This is a genomic window from Hydrogenophaga sp., assembly GCF_041633695.1.
GTDB lineage: Bacteria > Pseudomonadota > Gammaproteobacteria > Burkholderiales > Burkholderiaceae_C > Hydrogenophaga.
The window spans coordinates 1-3,074 of the sequence record NZ_JBFJMY010000476.1; the positions used below are offsets into that span (position 1 = coordinate 1).

A 3,074-nucleotide genomic window follows, 5' to 3' on the forward strand; every position below is an offset into this window, starting at 1 on the left:
CTGCGCCAGCGTGAGCACGCCCGAGGCGACCAAGGCCGAATATTCACCCAAAGAATGCCCGGCCAGCACCGCAGGCAACGCGCCATGTTCGGCCAGCCAGACGCGCCACGCGGCAACACCTGCGACCAGCATCACGGGCTGGGTGTTGGCGGTGATGGCCAGGGCCTCTTTCGGGCCTTGTTCGATCAGATGCCCCAGGTCTTCACCCAACGCGTCCGACGCTTCTTCCAAGGTTTGTGTCACTGCGGGGTGCCGCTCCCAGCCGTTCAACATGCCCACGGATTGCGAGCCCTGACCGGGAAAAACAAAGGCAAATGGTTTCATAAATCAATCGCGTACAAACGCATGTTCTACAGGTGGCAAAGACACGAATGGTCTTAAAAATCGACCAGTACCGCTCCCCAGGTAAACCCACCCCCAACGCCTTCCAGCATCAAGGTGTCACCTTTTTTCACCTGCCCAGCCCGTACCGCATGGTCCAGCGCCAGGGGAATGGACGCGGCCGAGGTATTGCCGTGTTCGTCCACGGTCACCACCACCTTGTCCATCGACAGCTTCAGTTTGCGCGCTGTGCTTTGCATGATGCGGATATTGGCCTGGTGCGGAATCAGCCAGTCGATATCGGCCTCGGTCTTGCCCGCTTTGGCCAGCACTGCACGCGCCGTCTCTTCCAGCACCCCGACCGCCAATTTGAAGACCGCCTGCCCATCCATCTTGAGCAAGGGATCGCCCAGGATCTGACCACCGGACACATGACCCGGCACGCACAGGATGCCGACGTGCTTGCCGTCGGCATGGATGTCGGTCGCGAGAATACCGGGCTGGTCGGAAGCCTCGACCACCACCGCACCGGCACCGTCGCCAAAAAGCACGCAGGTCGTGCGGTCGTTGAAATCCAGCAGGCGTGAAAACACTTCCGCTCCCACCACCAGCGCCTTGCTCGCCGCGCCGGTCTGGATCATGGAATCGGCCACGGTAAGCGCGTACACAAATCCGCTGCACACGGCCTGCACGTCAAACACCGGGCAGCCTGCGATGCCCAGCTTGTTCTGCAAAATGGCGGCGGTGGAGGGAAACACCATGTCCGGGGTGGAGGTCGCCACGATGATCAGGTCGATGTCGCTCGCCGCCACACCTGCCGCCTCCAGCGCGGCCTGACAGGCTTGCAGCGCCAGGTCGCTGGCGAACACGCCGTCGGCGACAAAGTGCCGCGCCCGGATACCGGTGCGCGCCACGATCCACTCGTCGCTGGTCTCAACGTCACGCGCGGCCAACAGGGCCGTCATGTCGGCATTGGTCAGGCGCCTGGGGGGCAGGCAGCTGCCGGTACCCGTGATGCGTGCGTAACGTCTCATGCGTCGAATGGAATGGGTTAGATGGTGGGTGTGCCCCTGAACTCACTCGGTGAGGCAGTGGGGGCGATCAGTGGCGCCGCGTGGGCAATGCGTTGTTGCACATTGTCCAGCAACTGGTGCCGTGCCGCATCATAAGCCCGGCAGAGGGCCTGTTCAAACGCAAACGCGTCGGCAGAGCCGTGGCTCTTGAACACCAGGCCACGCAGCCCCAACAAGGCTGCACCGTTGTAACGGCGGTGGTCCACCCGCTTTTTAAAAGCAGATAACACCGGATAAGCGATGATCGCCGCAATTTTCGTGAAAATGTTGCGCGAAAATTCCGCACGGATGAAACCGCCGATCATGCTGGCCAAGCCTTCGCTGGCCTTGAGCGCCACATTGCCCACAAAACCGTCACAGACCACGATGTCGGTGGTTCCCTTGAAAATGTCGTCGCCCTCGACATTTCCATAAAAATTCAGATCGCCGGTGTTCGCCGCATTTCGCAACAGTACACCGGCTTTTTTAATCACTTCGCTGCCTTTAATGACTTCTTCGCCCACGTTCAGCAGCCCCACACTGGGGTCGGATCGGCCGGTCGCAGCCACCAGGGCCGACCCCATGACCGCAAACTGCAGCAAGTGCTCGGCGGTGCAGTCCACATTGGCGCCCAGATCGAGCACCGTGGTGGCGCCCCCTTTGGCGTTCGGCAACTGGGTCGCAATGGCCGGCCGGTCGATGCCGTCGATGGTCTTCAGCACGTAGCGCGCAATGGCCATGAGCGCGCCGGTATTGCCCGCAGAAACCACCGCCTGGGCCGCGCCGTCTTTGACTTGCGCAATCGCCACCCGCATGGATGAGTCTCTTTTTTTGCGCAGGGCGATTTCCACCGGATCGTCCATGGCCACCACCTCGGTAGCGGCGACCACGCGGCAGCGCACGTTGTTGACCACCCGCGCATGCGCCGCAAAGGCCTCGGGCTTGCCCACCAGCAACAGCTGCGCCTGAGGATAGCGGGCCAAAAAGGCCGCGCAGGCGGGCAGGGTGGCGTCCGGACCTATGTCGCCGCCCATACAGTCCACCGCGATTGTGATCATGTCCATATTCTCAAGCTGACCCATTCGGCATCCCCAGAATGCAAAAAGCCCGCATGGATCATGCGGGCCTGTGCCACTTCAGCCTCCACAAAGCCGGCGCGCTCTCACGCGCCCAGGCCGCCAAGGCTGGGTCACCTTCAGGCTTCGGACTTGTTCTTCAGCACCTGACGACCACGGTAAAAGCCGTTCGGGCTGATGTGGTGACGCAGGTGGATTTCACCGGTGGTGGGTTCCACTGCGATGCCCGGCACGTTCAGCGCGTTGTGCGAACGGTGCATGCCGCGCTTGGAAGGGGACTTTTTGTTTTGCTGGACGGCCATGAGGGGCTCCTGATATCGGTGAGGTTCAAACGGGAGGCCGTTCTGCGTACAGGACGACCTATTACCAAGTGCGCGCAAGACCCGTGAAATGGATACCAGCGCAAAGCCAAGGATTATAGCCTGAAGACCAGGCCCTGCCAAATCGTCCAAGCCGACCGCGTACACCAGCCAGTTCGGATAACTTCACTTTTTCAAGCGCGCCAGCCCGGCAAACGGGTGCGGGCGCTCTTGCGCGTCATCGGCTGCGGGCACGGCCGGGTCACCGGCCTGCATCACCAGGGCGTGTGGGCAGGTTTCGTGCATGGGCACGATGGGCAAGGCCA

4 protein-coding genes are annotated in these 3,074 nt (G+C 61.8%); all 4 read right to left on the minus strand.

The genetic code is table 11. From position 1 onward, the window contains the following. The coding region (locus tag ABYB95_RS20345) for an ACP S-malonyltransferase (RefSeq protein ID WP_372661148.1) at positions 1-324 on the minus strand (324 nt) is incomplete at its 3' end. Between the two features lie 53 nt (positions 325-377). Continuing rightward, entirely contained in the window at positions 378-1,355 is a 978-nt protein-coding gene (locus ABYB95_RS20350; RefSeq protein ID WP_372661151.1) for a beta-ketoacyl-ACP synthase III, read from the minus strand. A gap of 17 nt (positions 1,356-1,372) precedes the next feature. Next, entirely contained in the window at positions 1,373-2,431 is a 1,059-nt protein-coding gene (plsX, locus tag ABYB95_RS20355; protein WP_372661154.1) for a phosphate acyltransferase PlsX, read from the minus strand. Between the two features lie 137 nt (positions 2,432-2,568). Beyond that, a complete protein-coding gene (rpmF, locus tag ABYB95_RS20360) occupies positions 2,569-2,751 on the minus strand; it encodes a 50S ribosomal protein L32 (protein ID WP_019575026.1) in 183 nt (60 codons plus the stop codon). Positions 2,752-3,074: the final 323 nt, after the last annotated feature.